Raw genomic sequence first — 18,523 nt, 5'->3', positions numbered from 1 at the left:
GCCGCATGCTACACGGCCAAAAGCGCCGGGTCATACCAGACGTCCACGTGCCCAGGAGCCAAAAGCACTCGCCAGCCCGGCGCTAGAGCTAGGTAGGGAACGATCGACGGGGCTTGCTCTACAAGGTGATGGACGTGAAGTGGCTGAAAGAAGTCCGGGTGGTCAGATAGCTCTCCACCCCAGACATACCAGCCGCACGTGCCGTTCTCTGCGGGATGTCGCAAGGCATTGAGGGGAACCTGCGAGAGAGTAGAAAGGGCGATGCCCAATTGCTCGTCCTCACCGGGAGGATCAAAGAGCGAGCCGAATTGTTCGCATATTTCCGCCTGAGACGGGATCTGGTTCATGCGGCCTAACTACGATTAGACCCCAAAGTGGGGCGTAGCGCGGATTCTGGGCATGCCCCTGCGAAACCGTCAATCAGACTTTTCCTACAAAAATCCGGAGCTTGGACTGATCCTGACAGGCCTGGATCAATGAAACATTGAGGGCGTTATACGGTATGGAGACCGTCTAATGCCGGAAGTCCGGAATCCTGCAGCCATAAACAAATCGACGGCGGCCGCCCCCAAGCCCAAACTGTTCGACGAAGTTCGCCGCAGATTGCGGCTGAAGCACTACAGCTTGCGGACGGAGCAGGCCTATCTCTACTGGATTCGCCGGTATATCCATTTCAATGATAGGCGGCACCCCAGGGAGTTAGACGGCAAGCACGTCGAGCATTTCCTCAGTGAGTTGGCGCGCCGATACCGGGTGGCGCCCAGTACCCAGAACCAGGCCCTGGCAGCCCTGTTGTTCCTCTACCGGGACGTCCTGGCCATCGACTTGCCCTGGATGGGGAACGTGGTGCGGGCCAAACGGGCACCACGCCTGCCGGTGGTACTTTCGCGCGCCGAGACCTCTGCCCTGTTGAATGCCCTGTCCGGGCGGGAAGCCCTGATGGCCGGATTGCTGTACGGGAGCGGATTGCGGCTGATGGAATGCCTGCGCCTGCGGGTCAAAGACGTGGACCTCGCACGTCACGAAATCACCGTACGCGAGGGCAAGGGGGGCAAGGATCGCAAAACGGTGCTGCCCGGACGCTTGCGGCTCGCGCTGCTGACACAGATAGATTCGGTCAGGGTACTGCATGCGCGTGATCTGGAGGCCGGCTTCGGGGCGACCTCCCTGCCCTATGCGCTGGCGCGCAAGTACTGCAACGCCGAGCGCGATCTGGGTTGGCAGTACGTGTTCCCCGCCGCGCGCCGTGCAGTCGATCCGGCCGATGGCCGGGAGAAGCGCCACCACCTCGACGAAAGCGTGCTGCAGCGCGCCGTCAGGAATGCGGCGCGGGCAGTGGGCATCGTCAAGCCCGTCAGCCCGCACACGTTGCGGCATTGCTTCGCAACTCACCTGCTGGAAAGCGGCTCGGACATTCGCACGGTGCAGGAGTTGCTCGGCCACAAGGACATAACGACCACACAGGTCTACACACACGTCTTGAACCGAGGTGCCGGTGGCGTACTCAGCCCGCTGGATCGCTGAATGATCGCCCATGGCCGAAAGCGAATCCTGCGATAGCTGTCCGTCGGCGCATGCGTGGCGCCTACCCGTCTACATGACCTCCCTCGCACCGCGCAGCGCGACGGCGGTTTCCATAGTGCATAAAAAATGCCCGGCATGACCGGGCAGTCCTGGCGATGGCTGGCCGCTGGCGTACAGCCTCCATCCCGGGGCCAGAGAGAGGGGTTGGCCCGGACCCGGCCACTGTGCGCCGATGCGCATGCGTCTGCTGTGCGCATTCCATTGTTTACGTATGCGCGAAGCCGCGACACGCGTCGCCTCGACGCGTGGAATCGCGCCGACGCGTTCGCGTCGGAAAACGTCATTCGAACGCGTCGTTCGCGCACAACGTCGTTGTAAACGAAACGTTAGCTTCCGGTTTCAGGCGCCAAACCGCTTAGCACGGGCCGATGCCCGCGCGGCGTCCGCTTGCTGCCGTCTGAATCCCGAACCACATCGAGAACGACCATGACCCTTGCAAGGAAATCGAACCCTGTTCGCAAAGCAACGCGGCGCACCCTGCTGAGCCTCGCCCTCGGCGCGTGCTTCGCCGGCGGCGTGCACGCGCAGTCCAATACCTCCGGCTCCATCGTCGGCCATGCCGCGGCCGGCGAGACGATAACCGTCACCAACCCGGCGACCGGCTTCAGCCGCAGCGTCACCGTGGGCAGCGACGGCAGCTACCGCTTCCCCGCGCTGCCGACCGGCCAGTACCAGGTCGCGCGCGACGGCAGCCAGCCGCGCTCGGTCAACGTCAGCGTCGGCACGGCCTCGAACGTGGATTTCACCGCCGCCAGCGGCGGCGCGACCACGCTGGATGCCGTGACCGTGGTCGGCAGCAGCGCGGTCAACCCGATCGACGTTTCCTCGGTGGAATCGACCACGATCCTGACCGAACAGCAGATCGACATGCTGCCGGTAGCGCGCGACGCGACCAACGTCGCCCTCCTCGCGCCAGGCACGGTGCGCGGCGATGGCCGCTTCGGCAACCTCGCTTCGTTCGGCGGCGCCTCGGTCGCCGAGAACGTCTATTACGTCAACGGCTTCAACGTCACCAACATCGTCAAGGGCCTGGCCTTCAGCGAGATCCCGTTCGAAGCGCTGCAGGAACAGCAGGTGAAGACCGGCGGCTACGGTGCCGAGTTCGGCCGCTCGCTGGGCGGCGTAGTCAACATGATCACCAAGCGCGGCACCAACGAATGGAAGTTCGGCGCCAACGCGTTCTGGAGCCCGGATTCGCTCAACACCGGCACGCGCTTCGCCTACGACCCGCAACGCGACGGCAGCTACACCGTCGAGAAGGGCGCGAAGACCGACACCCTGCGCTACAACCTGTACGCCAGCGGCCCGCTGATCAAGGACCGACTGTTCCTCTTCGCCCTGTACCAGGGCGAGAAGGTCGAGACGCGGACGCCGTTCGAAGGCGGCAGCGCCTTCAGCAAGCAGGACACCCCGCAGGGCCTGGTCAAGCTGGACTGGAGCATCACCGACAACCACTCGCTGGAACTGACCGCGTTCAAGGACACCAGCGAAACGCACACGGTGAACTACCAGCGCACGCCCGGCGACCTGGGCATCGGCGGCGGCGAGCAGATCGGCACCGCCGAGACCGAGACCGGCGGCGAGAACTACATCCTCAAGTGGACCGGCTACATCACCGACAACCTCACCTTGTCGGCGCTGTATGGCCGCGGCGAGTACTCGCGCGGTTCGTCCGACACCAACTCGGCCGACTGCCCCATCGTGGTCGACACGCGCGCGACCGCGGTGGTCGGCCCGCTCGGCGTGCAGGGTTGCTGGATCGGCACCGGCCTGGTCGGCGATCCGAATGCCGGCGACGTGCGCAAGGCCTGGCGCTTCGACGGCGAGTGGTCGCTGGGCGACCACCTGATCCGCTTCGGCGTGGACCGCGAGGAATTCTCCACGCTGGACGGCTCGGTCTATTCCGGCACCGCGTACGAACCGGAAACGCCCGGCGGCATCTTCTGGCGCTATTCCAACGCGACCGCGGGCGCGACGCTGCCCAACGGCGCGGTCGTGCCCGACGGCGTGACCGAGGTGGTGCGCCTGCGCTACTTCGAGAACGGCGGCAACTTCCTGACCAAGAACAGCGCCTGGTACATCGAGGACAACTGGAACGTCACCGATACCTTCCTGGCCTACCTCGGCGTGCGCAACGAGTCGTTCCAGAACCTCAACTCGCTGGGCGGCGCCTTCATCGACGTCAAGGACACCTGGGCGCCGCGGTTGGGCTTCTCCTGGGACGTCAACGGCGATTCGACGTTCAAGGTGTTCGGCAACGCCGGCCGCTACTACATCCCGGTGTACGCCAACACCAACGTGCGCCTGGCGGGGTCCGAGCTGGATTACATCGAGTACTACCGCTTCACCGGCATCGATCCGGTGACCGGCGCGCCGACCCTGGGTGCGCAGATCGGCCAACGTTTCTACAACAGCGAAGGCGGCGTGCCCGACCCGCGCGGCGTGGTCGACAACGAAATCAAGCCGATGTACCAGGACGAATACATCGTCGGCGCGCAGATGGCGCTGGGGGACAAATGGTCGCTGGGCATCCGCGCGATCAAGCGCGAGCTGAAGGCCGGCATGGACGATGTCTGCGACGGTTCCGGCGCCGAGGCCTGGGCGCTGCAGAACGGTTACGACGAAGACCAGGCGGCGAACATCCGCGCGGCCATCGACCACTGCTTCCTGACCAATCCCGGCGGCGCGCTGTCGATCAACGCCGACCTCAACGGCGACGGCACCCTGACCCGGGTCGACGTGCCGGCCAGCGCGATGGGATATCCGAAGGCCAGCCGCAAGTACAGCGCGGTCGAGTTCTTCGTCGAACGCGCGTGGGACGACAAGTGGTTCCTGCAGGCCTCGTACACCTACGCCAAGAGCCTCGGCAACACTGAAGGCTACGTGCGTTCGGACAACGGCCAGGACGACGCCGGCATCACCACCTCGTTCGACCTGCCCGGCCTCGTGGAAGGCGGCAACGGCTACCTGCCCAACGACCGCCGCCACAGCCTGAAGGTGTTCGGCGCGTACAAGCTGGCCGACGAATGGACCGTCGGCGCCAACCTGCTGTTGCAGAGCGGCCGCCCGATCAACTGCTTCGGCGTGTACCCGGAAACCGGCACCAATCCTGCAGCCGGCAGCTATGGTGCGGAATCGTTCTACTGCGGCTACTACTACGACGATACCGGTGCCGCCGATACCGGCAACGGCTACCCGTCGTACCTGCACCGCCGCGGCACTTCCGGCCGCGTGCCGTGGGTGCACAACCTCGACCTGCGCCTGTCGTACGAGCCGCGCTGGGCCAAGGGCCTGAAGATGAGCATGGCCGTGCAGAACGTGCTGGACAGCGAGGACTACTACCGCGTGCAGGACGTCGCCGACGACGATACCGGCGCCCCGCTGTCCAACTACCGCCATCCGCTCAGCTTCGCCAGTCCGCGCAGCGTGCAGTTCTCGGTGCAGTACGAGTTCTGATCCGGAATCGCAATCCGACGGAAGCCAGGAACCGCCGCGAACCGGCGGTTCCTCTTTTCTTGGCCCAGTCGCCGGACGAAGCGCGGACGTGCCGTTCGCCACCGCCCGCATGCATTTCATCCCCGCCCGGTTGCCGCATCCCGGGCGCGAAACCAGCATCGGCGCAGGATCAACGGACCGTCCGCGCCCATGCTGGAAACCGTACTCAGCCTTCCGTCCTTCCGCGAAACCTTCGAACCTGCGCCGCCATCCTCGCCGCCGCCACGCGGACCTGTTGCGGTCGCGATACTCGGCCACGGCGAGCTGCGTCGGCCATGCGCGACGCAGGGCATGGCGTTGCAGCTGTTCCGGGGCGAGTCGGGCGCGATGCTGGAAATCCCGAATGGCTGGCTGTCGATCAGCCTGCCCCTTTCGGGCCGGGTGCGGGTCCGTTCGGAGCAGAGCGAATGGCCGCTGGAACCCGGCCGCTGCCTGGTCTGGGACAGATCGCTTTTCCTCGATGCCGCGAGCGGCGGTGCCTGGCTTTGCCTGTGCGGCCCCGAGGAGGCATGGCATCGCGCCTGCCGGAATGCGCGCGCCGCGGCCGAACTGTTTCCGGTCGAGGACGCCTGTCCGCCGGGCGTTGCGGAGCGCCTCGCGCAACTCGCGCGCGAAGCCCGGGGCGGCACGGAAAACGCCGAGCACGCCTCGCACCTGCTGCAGATGGTCTGCCTCGACCTGCACGCTGCGCAGCACGCGCTGAGGCAGCTGCTGCCGCGCTGCCCCGGGCGGACACGGCGGCGCAAGCGATGGGCGATGCTGCGCCTGCTGCGGGTTCGCCACGCGATCGCGTCCGGCCGCGGCGCGCGCCTGCGCATGAACGCGCTCGCCGGCCGCATCAGTTGCTCCAGCGGCCACCTGTCGCGGGTCTACTTGCATGTGTTCGGGGAAACCCCGGCCGACTTCGCCTTCCGCCTGCGCCTGGAACACGCGATGGCGTTGGCGACCCGTACCGACATGGCGTTCTGCGATGTCGCCGAATCGGCGGGCTTCGACAACCAGAGTTCGTTCTGCCGCGCCTTCAAGAAGCGCTACGGCATGACGCCCGGCGCAGCCCGGGCGCTGCGTGCGGCGACTCGTGGGGAAAGCACGGTCGCCACCCTCGCCTCGTAACGCGGTGGGTTACGCAGTAGCCTTGCGAAACAGGCCGGCGCAAACCAACCACACCACGACGAAGAACACGGACAGGCCGACGCCCTCGACCGAACCCTGGATCAACGCGACCACGCCTGCCAGTGCCTGGGCGATCGCGGTGGCCACCAGCGCGCGGGTCATGCCCTGCGGCCTGAAGCGCGCGATGCAGGCACCGATGGCGCCGACCAGCAGCACGCCGAAGAACACCAGGTTGGCGAGATTGTTTTCGCTGCCGATGATGCCCACAGCCAGGTTGATCCAGGTCATCAGGAAACCGGCGACGACCGCGATGCCGAAAGCCGCGAGGTAGGCGCGGTCGCGCGACAGCCATGCGCCCAGTTCGAACGTGCCGCAGGCCAGCAACAGCATTGCGCCGAACACGACGAAGTCGGAGCCGGTCCAATTCACCCCGTTGTTGCCGATCCGCATCGCCACCGCGGGCAACAGCAGCAACGCCGTCGCACCACCCCACATCGCCCAGCGCCAGCGACCGCCGCGCCGTTCGCCCTCGTTCCGCATGTTCGCCGCCATCGCTGCTCTCCCGTTCGCAAGGTTGCCTGGGACACCAGCCTGGGCCGGGCCGGTGAAGACGTTAGGAACCTTGTGTGAAGCGGGCAAGAAGTCCGCGCCGGGCCGTTTTTTGATCGTCACGCCCGCATAACCGCCGCAGGCCTAGTAAGGAACCGTCTCCCGCACGCATGGGGGCGATATGAAGATCCGGCACGTGTTCTGCGCACCCGACCTGGCCACCGCCCAGGCCGCCATCCGGGCCGCACGCCGCGCAGGCGTGGAAAACCGCGACCTGTTGCTGGTCGCCCGCTCGGACATCGAACTGCATTCGATCCGCAATGGGCGCAAGGAAGCCGATACCGACATGTTGCCCGCGGCGATGCGCGGCATCGCCTACGGCGCCGCCACCGGCCTGCTGGTCGGAGGGGTGGCCATGCTCGTGCCGACCCTGGGCATCGGCTGGACCGGTGTCGCCGCCGCGACCATCGCCGGCGCGATCATCGGCGGCTGGGCGTCTGCACTGGTCGGTGCGGCTCTGCCCGACCCGATTCGGCGCAAGTTCAACGCCGAGATCGAAGCCGGCAACATCCTGGTGCTGGTCGATGCCGACCGCGAGCTCCTCGACACGGCAGGCTTCGCCATCGTCCGCGAAGGCGCGCAGCTGTTGCCGTTCGAATCGCACAAGGCGATGGCCTGAGATGTCGGGAGCGCATTGGCGCGGCGCGCCTTACCCGCCCTTGGCGCAAACCGTGGTGCGCAGGACTTCGCTGCCGACGCGGGCGACGAAGTCGTCGGTATCCACCGCGTCGGTATTGGCCAGCACGATCACGGTGAGGTCGCAATCCAGGAAACGGTACAACTGGGTGTTCGCGCCCATGATCCGGCCGGGACGCTTGGCCACGCGATGCGCACGGCCATCGCTCCAGGCTTCGTAGACCCACAGGCCCAGGCCATAGTCGTCGAGCCCGGGGGCGAGCAGCTGCGCCAGCGAGTCCTTGCCCAGTATTTTTCCGCCGAACAGCGCGTTGGCGAATGCGAGCAGGTCGCGCGGCGTGGCGTACATCGCGCCCGACGCGTACCAGTTCTCCGGATACGACGGCAGATCCGGGGTCAGCGGGCCTTTATCGGACCGATGGAAATAGGTTCCGGCCAATCGGGGCACGATCGTGTCCTGCCGCAACATGCCGCTGTCCTGCAGCCTCAGGGGGTGCAACAGGTATTGTCGAAGCGCTTGGTCGAAAGTCTCGCCGCGCAGGCGTTCGACGATCTTGCCCAGCACGATGTAGTCGGCATTGTTGTACTCGAACTTCGTACCCGGCGCGGACACCAGCTTGCCGCCGGCGTAGCGCGCCAGCAGTGAATCGCTATCGTGCGGAAGCTGGTACACCGGCATGCCTTCGCGCATGGCCGACGCGGCATCCGTTATCCCGTCGTAGCTGGGCAGCCCCGACGTATGGTTCAGCAGCTGGCGCACGGTGACCTTGTCGGCGGCCTCGCCCGGATAATCGGGCAGGTAGGTCCGCACGCTCCGGTCCAGGTCGAGCCGGCCCTCATCGCGCAGCTGCAGGATCAGCGCGCTGGTGAACAGCTTGGTGATCGATGCGATCGGATAGCGCGTCCGCGCATCGTTGGGAATCTCGAACGCGATGTCGGCAAGGCCGAAACTGCCCGCGTACCTGATCTTCCCGCCCGCCTGGACCAGCACGCTGCCGCTGAAGGCATGGTCGCGCGCATACGCTTCGATGAAGGCATCGGGCGACGCAGCCCTGGCCGGCGGAGCGGCGGCCAGGCACAGCACGGCGGCGAGCATGAAGGTTTTCATCGGGCGATCCGCTACGCGGGACGGCGCCCCGCTGTCCCCACCGGGATACAGCGAAGGCGAACGCGGTTGCAGGGCCCTTCCCGCTTACGGACTTTTGCAGGCGCCGTGCGATCAGTCGAGCTTGCGCCACACCGAAACGGGGATGCTCCCGTCCGCGCGGGGCGGCACCCGATAGGTCAACGTGCCGCCATCGAGCGCGTACTGGCGCTTTTGCACCGTGCCTTCCCAGTTCGGGAAGGACGAACCTTCGATCGAGAAAACCAGCAGGCCATTCGCATCGTCGACCGTGACGCTGCCGTAATGGGTGCTGCTGCCCATGGCCGCGGACTTGAACTCGTCGGCGCTCCCGTCCGCCTTGCTATCCGTGGCGAAGCGCAAGCGCTCCGACTTGAATATCTGCAGGGAGTAGCGGCCTGCCGCATCCACGATCAACCTGCCTTTCGGCTTCTCGCCGTAATCGCGCACCCTTTCCCCGCCGGACAGGATCTTGTCCGCCGCGACCAGGACCCACGTGCCGCGCAGCGGCGATTCCGCGGCGGGCGCTTCGCGCGCGGCGAGGCCTGCCAGCATCGCGAAGGTCATGCCGATCAACCGATTCATGGGCGTTCCTGTTGGCTACCTGGTGCGGAAACCATAGCCATCTTGATAGATGATGAAAACCAATCTATACAGATATCTGTCATTTACAGAACGAATCTATCCGGCATGCCCGACCAGACCTTGGACATCGCCGCGGTGAAGGCCTTCGTGCTGGCCGCGGACCTGCAGAGCTTCACCCGGGCCGGCGATGCGCTGGGCATCACCCAGTCCGCGGTCAGCCTCAAGCTGCGCCGGCTGGAAGAGCGACTCGGCCGCCGCCTGCTGGAACGGACGCCTCGCCAGGTGCGCCTTTCGGTCGAAGGGGAAGCGTTTCTGGGCGCGGCGCGCGAGCTGATCTCGGCCCACGACGCCGCGACGGCGGCGTTCGAAAAGGAGCAGCGACGACTGGTCGTCGGCATCAACCATCTGCTGGTCGGCGGCGAACTGCCGTCGCTGCTGCGGCGCGTTCGCGACCTCGATCCGGGGCTGCGGGTCGAAATGCGCATCGGCGGCACCCGCGAACTGATGCTGGCGCACGCGCGGGGCGAGATCGACGCCGCCCTGGTGTTGCGGCCGGACGACAGGCGCAAGCAGGGCAAGGCCGTGTTCGTGGAGAATTTCTCCTGGTTCGCCGCGACGGACTGGAAGGCCCAGGCCGGCAAGCCCCTGCCGCTGGCCACGCAGGGAGAGCCCTGCCGGATCCGCGCGGCCGCGATCCGTGCGCTGGACCGGGCCGGGGTTGCGTGGGACGAGGTGTTCATCGGCAAGGGCGCGGCCATCCTCGGTGCCGCCGCTTCAGGCGGGATCGCCGTGGCGGTGCTGGCGAACCGGGCTGCGCCGGCGGGCACGCTGGATGTCGGCGACCTGCTGTCGCTACCGAGGATTCCACCGCAGGACGTCATGCTTTACAGCGCATTGAACGACCGCCGCTCGCGCGAGGCGCTGCGCGTGCTGACGCTGGCGTTCCGCTGAACCGACCCGCCGCGTTCGGCCATCGCGCGACTTGCCGCGTCTACGTGCCTGCCGACAACGCCAGTTCGCGCTCCAGTCCGCCGGCAGAATGGCGACGCAGTGCAGTGCCGAATGCGGCAGCGTCTTCCTGCAGCTTCCGCGCGAGGTCGCGCGCAGCTGCACGCAGTTCGGGCACCGCCGTGATCTCCCACAGATGGCCGCGCAGCAGCGGACCCAGGCAATGCAGTCCGGCAATGGGTTGGCCGTGCCGTCCCAGCACTTGCAGCGACTCGTCGACGCGTACGCCGAGGCCATGCGGATCGGCATCGATCAGGCCCGTTTCGTACAGGTACGACGCCAGCGGATGGCTGGTCCTGACGATATCGGTGTCCAATCCGGTCGCGCGGATGACGTAGTCGTAGTGCTCGAGGCGGGCCTGCTCTTGGCCGCGGTCGCGCAACAACACCTCGGCCGAGCCTTCGCGCAGGCTGGCGCGCAGCAGCCGGGCGGCGCGTACCGTCAGCTGGCCCGAGGCCTGCAATGCTTCCAACTGGTCGGCGACCTTCGGCGCGATGCGATGGCGTGCGACTTCCCAGTGGGAACGGTAGTGGCGCAGGAAGCGTTCGCGCTGCCCTTCGTCCAGTTCCTGCCAGAACCGCTGCGTATGCGGGCGCAGTGCATCGACGGCCGCGCGCCAGTCCGGCACCACGTGCGCCAGCGAGCGCATCGCCTTCAGCAATGCCCGCACGTCGTGGGCGCGCAATGCCTGCTGCACGCTGGGCGGAAGTTCGATCGGCGCCAGCGGCGACGGCGGATGCCGTTGCGGCACCAGGCCGTGGCGGGAGATCGCCACCAGCGGCCCGGAATGCCCTTGCGCCAGCAAGCTGGCGCCGACGTCGGCCATGGTCAGTCCCGTGCCGACGATCAGTACGCGCGCCGTCGGTTCGATCCGCGCCAGCGCGTCGTCCTGCCAGGGCCAGGCGATGTAACGATCGCTGTGGGCCAGGCGGGGTCCGATCCCGGCCAATCGCTGCGGTGGCAACGCGCCCAGCGCCAGTACCACGCGATCGCTGGCGAAATACCGGCCATCGTCCAGATGTATGCGGAAGCCTTCGCCGACGGCATTGATCGCCACCACTTCCTGTTCGACCAGCGACAGGTTCTTCGAGCGTCGCCGTGCTTCGCGAAGACGTTCGGCCAGGTATTCGCCATACGCACGGCGCGGCAGGAACGCATCGCGTTCGTGCTGCTCCAGTTTCAACCAGTCGGCGAAGCCGCCCGGAGCATCCGGGTCGGCGCCGAGCTGCCCCGCGCGCACGTTGAGCAGGTGTTCGGGGCGCGCTTCGCCATAGGCCACGCCTCGCGCGAACGTGTCTCCGATTCCGGCCAGGCAGACCTGCGGCGCGTCGTCCTGCGACGACGCCAGCAAGGTGGCGAGCGTGCTGCCGCTGAATCCTGCTCCCACGATCGTGATGCGCATGACGGTTCTCTCGCTGGCCGGAATTCGCGGTGTTCTAGCAGCAGCGCGCGCGCACCGTGTAAGGAAAGAGTTAGCGACCGCAATACGCGGGAGTGCGATGGTGCCGCGAATGCCGCAAATGCGCTGCGCCCTGGCGTTTCGGCGCAGCGATTCCGTGCTCATTGCTTTGTGGCATGAGCCCGTCATCAGTGCCTGGTCGAGGCGCCGTGCGCAAATGCAGCCGATTCCGCAATGCTGCGGCGCCCCGAAAAGCAAACGTCTCCTCGCAGCCGTGGCCGCGGAGATCAGTGGCGATGCTGCCGCTTCCAATTCCACACATGCGCGCTTGCCAGCATCAGGCTGCCAGCCACGGTGATGGGCGTTTCCCACGCTTCGCCAGGCCACTGCAGCGCACCTGCGAGCAGTCCCGCCAGTCCCGATGCGGCCAGCACACGCAGGGCCACTGGCAGGGACCGCCGCCGATGCGCACGCCATAGCGCGAAACCGGTCAACGGCAACGCGATGGCGACGAAGAGCACATGGACCCACTCTTCTTCCGCCCAGACGCCGAGCAGCGGCAGCGCAGCGGCCAATAGCGGCAACGCCAGGCAATGGATCAGGCATAGCGTGGACAAGAGGATGGCGGAAGCATCGAAAATGGCGTTGTGAGGACGTGACATGGCGATCTCCATGAAGCGGTTCGTGTGCATCGCCTTTTGGCGAAATCAGGAATGCGGCTGCGCATCGAGTTCGTCCCGTGCTCGCTGAAACCACGCGACCACGCGCTGTCGGTGCGACTCTCCCCATCGGCGCACCAACTGCTGGGTGTTGTGGTCGCCGGGATCCTCGAGCGCCGCGATGCGCTGACGCACGTAATCGGCGTCCAGACGCAGCCCGCATTCGACCTCGATGCAATGCCGCCAGGCTTCGTAGTTGTCCGGAACGATGCTGTCTTCCATGACGATGGCCTCGGATCAACGGATCGACGCGGGCACTCGAACCGAGTGCTTGTGGAACATGGCGATTATGATACGTTATAACATATCATATCATCCCACGGTCGCTCCCCGCTCATGCGCAAGGGTCGTGATCGCCCACAAGGATCCGCCGATGCTTTCCTCGCCGCCGCCTGTCTCCCGCCGCAAACGTCTGCCTGTCACGGTCCTGTCCGGCTTCCTCGGCGCCGGCAAGACCACCGTGCTCAACCATGTCTTGCGCAACCGCGAGGGCCGCAAGGTTGCGGTAATCGTCAACGACATGAGCGAGGTCAACATCGATGCCGCATTGGTCCGCGACGGGGGTGCTGCGTTGAGCCGGACCGAAGAAGCGCTGGTCGAGTTCAGCAACGGATGCATCTGCTGCACGCTGCGCGACGACCTGATGCAGGAGGTCCGTCGCCTGGCCGACGCGGGCCGCTTCGATTACCTGCTGATCGAGTCGACCGGTATTTCCGAGCCGATGCCGGTGGCGGCGACGTTCGCCGTACGCGACGAGCGCGGCTTCAGCCTGTCCGACGTGGCGCGGCTGGATACGATGGTGACCGTGGTCGACGGCACGCGGTTCCTGGACGATTTTTCGTCCAGTGAACGCCTCGCCGACCGCGGGCAGCATGTCGGTCCGAACGACGATCGCGGCATCGTCAATCTGCTGGCCGACCAGATCGAGTTCGCCGATGTCATCGTGCTCGGCAAGTGCGACATCGCCGATCCGGACAAGCTGGCCCTGACCCGGGCGATGCTGCGCGGATTGAACCGCGATGCGCGGATCGTCGAATCGCGCAACGGCGAATTGCCGCTGGCGGAAATCCTCGACACGGGCCGCTTCGATTTCGTGCGCGCACAACTGGCACCGGGCTGGATGAAGGAACTGCGCGGCGAACATACGCCCGAAACCGAGCAATACGGCATCTCCAGCTTCGTGTTCCGCGCGCGCCGCCCTTTCCATCCGCTGCGATTCGGCCGCCTGCTCGACCGCGGTATCGACGGCGTGATCCGCGCCAAAGGCTTCTTCTGGCTGGCCAGCCGCATGGACTGGGTCGGAGAGCTGGCCGTGGTCGGCGGATCGACCCGGACGAACGCCGCCGGGTTCTGGTACGCGGCGCGCCATCGGGTCGATGCCGATCAGGTCGGCGTGCCTCCTTCGCCGCTCGAACGCACATGGGCGCCACTGACCGAACAAGGCTGGGCCCGTGCACGGATGGCGCGCTGGTCGGCGCCGTTGCCTCCGCCCCACGCGATGTCCGATCCGCGCGAACACCACGCCCTGCAACGCCTGTGGCATCCGCTCTGGGGCGACCGACGCCAGGAGCTGGCCATCATCGGGATCGGATTGGACGAAGCGCGTGTGCGCGCGGAACTCGACGCCTGCCTGCTGACCGACGAAGAGATGGCTGTGGGACCGGATGGCTGGCTGGACGCGCCCGATCCGTTTCCGGCGTGGCGCCGCTGACGCGACGCCGATCGAGCCCGCTCTATTCGCTGCGCGCCGCGCAAGCCATCCCGGATCCCGACGCATGGAATTCGACCAGCAATCCAAGATCCGCTTGCGTCGGCGCGAGGAAGGCATCGCCCTGCAGGCCGCGGTAGCGCGACATCGTGGCGTCGTAACCGCGTTCGACCCGTCGTTGCGCACGGTCGATGTCCTGCACCTCGATGCTGACGCCCAGCAGTTGCGGGCCGCCCTGGCGCAGGGCTTCCGCGGCGACGCCCGCACCATCCGGCTGCAGTGCGAGCAGGCGCTTTTCGCCGACCGGGATGCAGTAACCCCGTGCGGCGATTTGCGGAAACCGGATCGGCGTGGCGCCGCTGAAGCCCATGCGTTCGAACCGCTTGCGATCGGCATCGGTGTCCGCCGACAGCAACCAGATGCCGCTCAATGCGCGTGCGCCATTGGGATGCTCGTATGCGACACGCGTGTCCACGACGCGCGCCGGCGTCGCTTCCAGTGTTGAATAGTCGATGTAGAACAGATGGCTGGACAGGACCGGCCGTTCGAAGGCGAACAAACGCCAACGCGGCGGCTGGGTGGGCCCGTCGCCATCCGGATCGTCCGGCGAAGCGGTGAAGACCGGCGTCGGCGCGAAGCCCTGCGCCTGCAGCCATGCGTGTGCCTGTTCCAGGATCGACGAGCGCAAGCCGAAGGTACGCGCGCCAGGACCGCCGTGCAGCGAAGCCTGGTCGGCCTGCATGCCCGGATCCATCTTGGCGTCCGCGCGTTCGATGCCGAACAGCTCCAGGTAGCTGCGGTCCTCGAAGCGCACATAGCGATTGGCCACGCCGTCCGGATTGCGTCCCGGCCTGACCTGGAACCCGAGCTTCATCGCCATCACCGAGCTGACCTGGTCGATGCTGCGCCCCCACAGCAGGGCGTGGTCGATCTCGCTGGTCCGTCCGACCCCACCTGCAGCTCGCGACGTATCGGCGGCGCTCGCCGCTGTTGCGGTGGCGCACAGGATCAAGGCACTGCACAGGGTTCGCAGGCGAATGCGTGTCTTGCTTCGTTGCGGTTTCATTGCGGATCTCCGGGGCTTATGTGACTGGCACGCATCCTGTCCGGGGAGCCGGGTCCCCGCGCGCACAAAAGGCCGATACCGCGCTGGAAGGGATGATTTCCGGCACATGCCGCGGTCGGAACGCCGGAGAACAATGCCCGCATGCCCCATCGACCGGCCTGCTATCCGGAGCCTTCGCCCGCAGCCATGGCAGGCGACGCGCACTCCCGCCTGCCGTCGCTGGATACGCTGGTTTCGCCAGTGCCGGAGGGCGTATTCCCCTCGCCGGTCGACGACCGGCACGTGCTGTGCCTGCACCTGGGCGAACCGGTGCCGGTGTCGTATCGCTGGGACAACCACGAACGCCAAGGCGTGCGCCTGCATGGCCAGTTCTGCGTGGTGCCGGCGGGCGCCAGCACGCGCTGGATCGTGTCGCGCCCGGCCACGTCGCTGCTGCTGCGCCTGGCGCCGGCGATGCTGCGCGACGCCGCCGAGGCGATGGGCATGAACGCGCGCGGCGACGTGCTGGCTCCAGCGATCCACATCCGCGACGCGCAGGTCGAACGCATCGGCTGGATGATGCGGGCGGAAGCGCGCGACGGCCATCCTGGCGGACGCCTGTTCGCCGACAGTCTGGCTTCCGCGCTGGCTGCGCGCCTGCTGGCCCTCGAATCGCGCCGGCCCGCACCGACCACGGATTCGCGCAACGCATTGCCGGCGTGGCGCTTGCGCCAGGTGCTGGATTACATCGAAGCGCACCTCGGCGAAAACCTGACGCTGGCGGAACTCGCCGCCACCGCGGGGTTCAGCGTGTCGCACTTCAAGTCGCTGTTCAAACGGACGGTGGGCATGCCCGCGCACCAGTTCGTGCTTCGCCGCCGCGTCGCGCGCGCGCAGGCCCATCTGCGCGAAGGCAGGATGAGCCGCACGCAGATCGCCCTGGAAACCGGCTTCGCCCATCCCAGTCACATGGTCCGTTGCCTGCGGCGATTCGCCGGAGAAGCGATAGGCGACGACCTGGAAACCTCGGGCAACGCGTAAGCGGACGATCCCGTTCGGGGCGGGACGACGCGCAACTGCCGCTGCAACCAATCGGAAACCGATTGCCGGCCAGACTGGAAAACCCGGCCGATGCGGTCCGTCGCGAAACGCACTTGTTTATGGAAGGATGATCACATCCGGAGGCGGCAGCGATGACGGAGGCCGTAATCGGTGCTACAAGAGCCCGAGACTTCGGCCAACACTTACGTTGGCCTGCTGGGGAACAGGGATGGGGGTATCTCGGTAGGCCAATCGGTCTTCGACGCAAAGGTATTCCCGTGAAAAAACGCGATGTCGCCATCACCGGCCTGGGAGTGATCTCCCCGGTCGGGCAATCCGTTCCCGAAGCCATCGAATCCCTGCGCGGAGGGGTTTCCGGCATCCGCCTGCACCATGCCAGCCCGATCGCGCGCGGCCTGCCGGCGGGCATCGTCGAAGGCACGTTCGACCATCTCTTCCCCGAAAAGAACGAGCTCTATTACCTGGACCGCTGCCAGCAGATGGCGATCCTCGCGGCCCGCCAGGCGATCCACCAGGCGGGGTTCGACGATTTTTCCGAATACGGCCAGCGCGCCGGGCTGTACTACGGCAACGTCAACGGCGGCACCGCCAGCGGCCAGGACTGGTTCACCCGCCTGCTGGTCGAACGCCACGACGTGGCCCGGGCGCCGACCGCCCTGAGAATCATGGGCAACGCCGGCGCCGCCCAGATTTCGATCCGCCACAAGATCGGCGGGCCGGTGATTTCCAACCATTCGGCCTGCGCTTCCTCCGGGGTGAGCATCGGTGAGGCGGCGCGCGCCATCGCCGACGGCTACCTCGACGTGGCCGTCGCCGGCGGGGCCGAGGCGCCGCTGACCGCGGTGGTGATGGGCAGTTTCCTCGGGCTGCGCGCCCTGGCGCCCGTGGACCCGGTGGACCCGACCACCAGCTGCCGGCCGTTCTCCAAGTCGCGCTCGGGCCTGGTGATGGGGGAAGGATCGGCATTCCTGATGCTCGAGGAGGGCGAAAGCGCCCGGCGCCGCGGCGCCCGGATTTTCGGCTACCTTACCGGCTACGGCATTTCCTCCGATGCCCACAGCATCGGCATGCCGGCTTCACCTGGCCAGATCGCCGCCCTGCGCGCGGCGCTGGCCGATGCGGGACTGGTCCCCGACCAGATCGGCTATATCAACGCCCACGCGACCGCCACGCGTGGCGGCGACGAAATCGAGGCGGATTCGATCAAGGCGGTCTTCGGCGAGCAAACGCCGCCCGTCAGTTCCACCAAGTCGGTCCACGGCCATCTCCTCGGTGCCACCAGTGCTTTGGAATGTCTGCTGACCGTCCTGGCCCTCAACGAACGCCTGCTGCCCGCGAGCGCACACCTGGGAGAACCTGACGAGGACTGCAGGCTCAACCACGTCGGCGAACGTCCGCGGCAAGTCGACGATCTCCAGCACGTCCTCAGCTTTTCCTGCGGGTTCGGCGGCACCAACGCCGCACTCGTGATCTCGACCCAACCCAAGCACTGACCCAAATCGACCGTCCAGGAGAACCACCATGAACATGCTCGCCCCCCTGTCCGCCGTCCCCTCGGCCTCCCGCGCCCCCAGCCGCGTCAGCGCGCATGTCCGGCAACTCGCCGAGAAGACCCTGTGGGTGATGATGAACCCGAACCCCGAAACCTCGGTGCAGAACTTCACGCCCGACATCGTCGAGGAATTCAGCGCACTGATCGAAACCCTGAAGCATTCGCCGGAAACCTTCGGCGGACTGCCCCCGTCCGCGCCCGCCTACGCCGTCATCCAGTCCAGCCATCCGGCCTACTTCAGCCAGGGCGGCGACCTGTCGTTCTTCTTGGATTGCATCCGCCGGCGCGATGCCAAGCAGCTGTACGACTACTCGATCGGCTGCCTCGACGTGCTGCACGGCTGGTCGACCAAGTTCAAGGACAGCATGACCACGATCGCCCTGGTCGAGGGCCGTGCGCTCGGCGGCGGCTTCGAACTGGCGCTGAGCGCCGACTACCTGGTCGCGACCGAAGGTTCGAGCTTCGGCTTCCCCGAGATCATGTTCGGCCTGTTCCCCTGCACCGGCGCCATGGGCCTGCTGACCCAGCGCGTGTCGCCGCGCGTGGCCGAGCGGATGATGACCAACAAGCGCATCTACACGGCGCGCGAACTGTTCGACATGGGCATCGTCGACGAAATCTGCCAGGACGGCGAAGGCGCGCTGGCGGTCGAACGCTTCGTCGAGAACCACGCCAAGCGCCGCAAGTCCCGCCTCAAGGTCCAGCAGGCCCGCCAGCGTTTCGCCGGCCTCGACTACGAGGAAGGCGTGCAGGTGGTGGAAGATTGGGTCGAAGTCGCGATGCAGCTCAGCCCGGACGAAATCCGCTCGATGGAGATGCTGATCATGATGCAGCAGAGCGAACTGCAGGCCGCCCGCGAGGACCGGCTGGCCGCGTAAGCGCGGC

17 protein-coding genes are annotated in these 18,523 nt (G+C 66.6%); 9 read left to right on the top strand and 8 right to left on the bottom strand.

Annotation, left to right across the window (positions count from 1 at the left end; all coding sequences use genetic code 11):
* Window positions 1-8: 8 nt before the first annotated feature.
* Window positions 9-347, bottom strand: coding sequence for an immunity protein Imm33 domain-containing protein (locus J5837_RS07655; protein ID WP_210536072.1), 339 nt, complete (start codon window positions 345-347; stop codon window positions 9-11).
* 169 nt (window positions 348-516) lie between these two features.
* On the opposite strand from J5837_RS07655, the gene J5837_RS07650 reads away from it, so the two are divergent.
* From J5837_RS07650 to J5837_RS07640, 3 genes are all read left to right on the top strand, one after another.
* Window positions 517-1,524 (top strand): integron integrase, encoded by a 1,008-nt coding sequence (locus J5837_RS07650; RefSeq protein ID WP_210536071.1) that lies wholly within the window; start codon window positions 517-519, stop codon window positions 1,522-1,524.
* 486 nt (window positions 1,525-2,010) lie between these two features.
* On the top strand, window positions 2,011-5,040 hold the full coding sequence (locus J5837_RS07645; RefSeq protein WP_210536070.1) for a TonB-dependent receptor: 3,030 nt from the start codon (window positions 2,011-2,013) through the stop codon (window positions 5,038-5,040).
* A gap of 189 nt (window positions 5,041-5,229) precedes the next feature.
* Entirely contained in the window at window positions 5,230-6,192 is a 963-nt protein-coding gene (locus tag J5837_RS07640; protein ID WP_210536069.1) for a helix-turn-helix transcriptional regulator, read from the top strand.
* Window positions 6,193-6,201: 9 nt separating this feature from the next.
* Here the strand turns inward: J5837_RS07640 and J5837_RS07635 are convergent, their stop codons facing one another.
* A complete protein-coding gene (locus J5837_RS07635) occupies window positions 6,202-6,744 on the bottom strand; it encodes a hypothetical protein (RefSeq protein WP_210536068.1) in 543 nt (180 codons plus the stop codon).
* Between the two features lie 178 nt (window positions 6,745-6,922).
* Here J5837_RS07635 and J5837_RS07630 point away from each other — a divergent pair, with 178 nt between their 5' ends.
* Window positions 6,923-7,420, top strand: a complete 498-nt coding sequence (locus tag J5837_RS07630; RefSeq protein ID WP_210536067.1) for a hypothetical protein — start codon at window positions 6,923-6,925, stop codon at window positions 7,418-7,420.
* Between the two features lie 30 nt (window positions 7,421-7,450).
* Here J5837_RS07630 and J5837_RS07625 read toward each other — a convergent pair whose 3' ends face one another.
* Entirely contained in the window at window positions 7,451-8,545 is a 1,095-nt protein-coding gene (locus J5837_RS07625) for a serine hydrolase domain-containing protein (protein ID WP_210536066.1), read from the bottom strand.
* 111 nt (window positions 8,546-8,656) lie between these two features.
* Entirely contained in the window at window positions 8,657-9,145 is a 489-nt protein-coding gene (locus J5837_RS07620) for a lipocalin-like domain-containing protein (protein ID WP_210536065.1), read from the bottom strand.
* Between the two features lie 105 nt (window positions 9,146-9,250).
* Here J5837_RS07620 and J5837_RS07615 point away from each other — a divergent pair, with 105 nt between their 5' ends.
* On the top strand, window positions 9,251-10,096 hold the full coding sequence (locus tag J5837_RS07615) for a LysR family transcriptional regulator (protein WP_210536064.1): 846 nt from the start codon (window positions 9,251-9,253) through the stop codon (window positions 10,094-10,096).
* Window positions 10,097-10,136: 40 nt separating this feature from the next.
* Here the strand turns inward: J5837_RS07615 and J5837_RS07610 are convergent, their stop codons facing one another.
* The 3 genes from J5837_RS07610 to J5837_RS07600 form a co-directional block, all read right to left on the bottom strand.
* Complete coding sequence (locus tag J5837_RS07610) at window positions 10,137-11,555, bottom strand: FAD/NAD(P)-binding protein (RefSeq protein WP_210536063.1); 1,419 nt, start codon at window positions 11,553-11,555, stop codon at window positions 10,137-10,139.
* A gap of 284 nt (window positions 11,556-11,839) precedes the next feature.
* Window positions 11,840-12,214 carry a MerC domain-containing protein gene (locus tag J5837_RS07605; RefSeq protein WP_210536194.1) on the bottom strand — a complete coding sequence of 125 codons (375 nt, stop codon included), beginning with the start codon at window positions 12,212-12,214 and terminating at the stop codon, window positions 11,840-11,842.
* 45 nt (window positions 12,215-12,259) lie between these two features.
* A complete protein-coding gene (locus J5837_RS07600) occupies window positions 12,260-12,493 on the bottom strand; it encodes a hypothetical protein (protein WP_210536062.1) in 234 nt (77 codons plus the stop codon).
* 151 nt (window positions 12,494-12,644) lie between these two features.
* Here J5837_RS07600 and J5837_RS07595 point away from each other — a divergent pair, with 151 nt between their 5' ends.
* Window positions 12,645-13,982: a GTP-binding protein gene (locus J5837_RS07595; protein ID WP_210536061.1), complete on the top strand. Its 1,338-nt coding sequence runs from the start codon at window positions 12,645-12,647 to the stop codon at window positions 13,980-13,982.
* A gap of 22 nt (window positions 13,983-14,004) precedes the next feature.
* Here the strand turns inward: J5837_RS07595 and J5837_RS07590 are convergent, their stop codons facing one another.
* Window positions 14,005-15,045 carry a VOC family protein gene (locus J5837_RS07590; protein ID WP_210536060.1) on the bottom strand — a complete coding sequence of 347 codons (1,041 nt, stop codon included), beginning with the start codon at window positions 15,043-15,045 and terminating at the stop codon, window positions 14,005-14,007.
* Window positions 15,046-15,186: 141 nt separating this feature from the next.
* Between J5837_RS07590 and J5837_RS07585 the strand changes: the two genes are divergently transcribed.
* The 3 genes from J5837_RS07585 (at window position 15,187) to J5837_RS07575 (ending at window position 18,516) form a co-directional block, all read left to right on the top strand.
* The gene (locus J5837_RS07585) at window positions 15,187-16,065 is read left to right on the top strand and encodes an AraC family transcriptional regulator (protein WP_210536059.1); all 879 of its coding nucleotides are present in this window, start codon (window positions 15,187-15,189) and stop codon (window positions 16,063-16,065) included.
* 278 nt (window positions 16,066-16,343) lie between these two features.
* Window positions 16,344-17,579 carry a beta-ketoacyl-[acyl-carrier-protein] synthase family protein gene (locus J5837_RS07580; protein ID WP_210536058.1) on the top strand — a complete coding sequence of 412 codons (1,236 nt, stop codon included), beginning with the start codon at window positions 16,344-16,346 and terminating at the stop codon, window positions 17,577-17,579.
* Window positions 17,580-17,607: 28 nt separating this feature from the next.
* The gene (locus J5837_RS07575; RefSeq protein WP_210536057.1) at window positions 17,608-18,516 is read left to right on the top strand and encodes a crotonase/enoyl-CoA hydratase family protein; all 909 of its coding nucleotides are present in this window, start codon (window positions 17,608-17,610) and stop codon (window positions 18,514-18,516) included.
* Window positions 18,517-18,523: the final 7 nt, after the last annotated feature.

It is taken from the genome of Pseudoxanthomonas helianthi, assembly GCF_017939625.1.
Lineage (GTDB): Bacteria > Pseudomonadota > Gammaproteobacteria > Xanthomonadales > Xanthomonadaceae > Pseudoxanthomonas_A > Pseudoxanthomonas_A helianthi.
This window is presented reverse-complemented; position numbering and strand designations above follow the sequence as displayed.